General features: G+C 75.4%; 1 protein-coding gene. It reads right to left on the bottom strand.

Translation table 11 applies throughout. The features are described from left to right. Window positions 1-1,431, bottom strand: a 1,431-nt coding sequence (locus tag PROKR_RS02360) for an ATP-binding protein (RefSeq protein ID WP_036959321.1), incomplete at both ends; no start/stop codon positions are given.

Consider the following 1,431-nt stretch of genomic DNA (forward strand, 5'->3'; position numbering starts at 1 on the left):
GAGCTCCGCCCGGGCCAGTTCCAGCGCGCCCAGCGTGCCCGGCCACGTGACCCGGCGCGCGTGCCGCTCGGCCTCGGCCATGGCGGCGGCGCTCGCGTCCTCGTCACCCAGCAGCCAGTGCAGGTGGGCCAGGCGCGACCTGATCAGGATGACGTCGTCGAGCGCGCCGATCTCGGTGACGACCACGGCCGCCTGCTCGTAGTGTGCGCACGCCGCGGCGAGGTCGCCGCGCGCCGCGAGCTGGTCGCCCAGCTCGGACAGCGCGAACGAGATGCCGAACCGTTCGCCGAGCGCGCGGAACTCCGCGAGCGCCCGGGCGAGGTCCGCCTCCGCCTCCTGCTCGTCCTGGCCGAGGAGGAGCCGCAGCTTGCCGAGGTGCAGGCGGGCCAGTGCGCGCACCCAGGGATCCGGGTCGTCGAGCACGTCGGTCCAGGCGGCCAGGCCCTCGTCGGGCGCCACGAGGAGGCGTTCGAGCGGGATGGTCAGCGGCAGCGCGGGGTGCCGCCGCTCGGCGTCCTGGCTGAACCGGTAGGCCTTGTGGATCCAGTCGGCGGCCGTGTGCTCGTCACCCAGGCCCACGCTCAGGAAGGCCGAGAGCAGGGCGTACACCCAGGCCCGGACGTCGTCCGGCACGTCGCCGGGCAGCCGGGTGGCGGCCAGCAGCAGGTCCATGCCCTCGGACTTGTGCCCGCTGAGCCACCAGTACCATCCGGAGCCGGCTGCCAGCCGCATCGCCTCCGGGGCCTCGCCGGCTGCGAGGGCACCGCGCATCGCGGCCGTGAGGTTGTCGTGCTCGACGGTGAGCGTGGCGAGCCAGTCGAGCTGCTCGGCGCGACGCAGGTACGGCTCGGCGGTCTCGGCGAGCTCGGTGCACCAGGCCAGGTGGGCGCGGCGGGCCTGCTCGGCCTCCCCGGCCTCCGCGAGGCGCTGCGCCGCGTACTCCTTGATGGTGCCGAGCATCCGGTAGCGGGGGGCGTGCGCGGTGCCGTCCGCGACCAGGAGCGATTTCTCGGTCAGCGCGGTGAGCAGGTCGAGCACGTCGTCCGGCGGCACGTCCGTCGCCGGGTCGGCACAGATGTGTTCGGCGGCGTCCAGGCTCGCCCCGCCCCGGAACACCGACAGCCTGCGCAGGACGGTCCGCTCGGCGTCCGACAGCAGCTCCCAGCTCCAGTCGACCATGGCTCGGAGCGTGCGGTGGCGCGGCAGGGCGGTGCGGCTGCCGCCGGTCAGCAGCCGGAACCGGTCGTCGAGCCGCGCGGCGAGCTGGTCGATGGACATGGTGCGCAGGCGGGCGGCGGCGAGCTCGATGGCCAGGGGCATCCCGTCCAGGGCGCGGCAGACGCGGGCCATGGTCGCCAGGGTGCCGGCGTCGGGGGAACCGGCGGCGGCCGTGCCGAGATCGGCACGCACCGCGCCCGCCCGGTCGAGCAG

Origin of the sequence: Promicromonospora kroppenstedtii DSM 19349, assembly GCF_000515355.1 — a bacterium.
In the GTDB taxonomy this organism is placed as follows: domain Bacteria; phylum Actinomycetota; class Actinomycetes; order Actinomycetales; family Cellulomonadaceae; genus Promicromonospora; species Promicromonospora kroppenstedtii.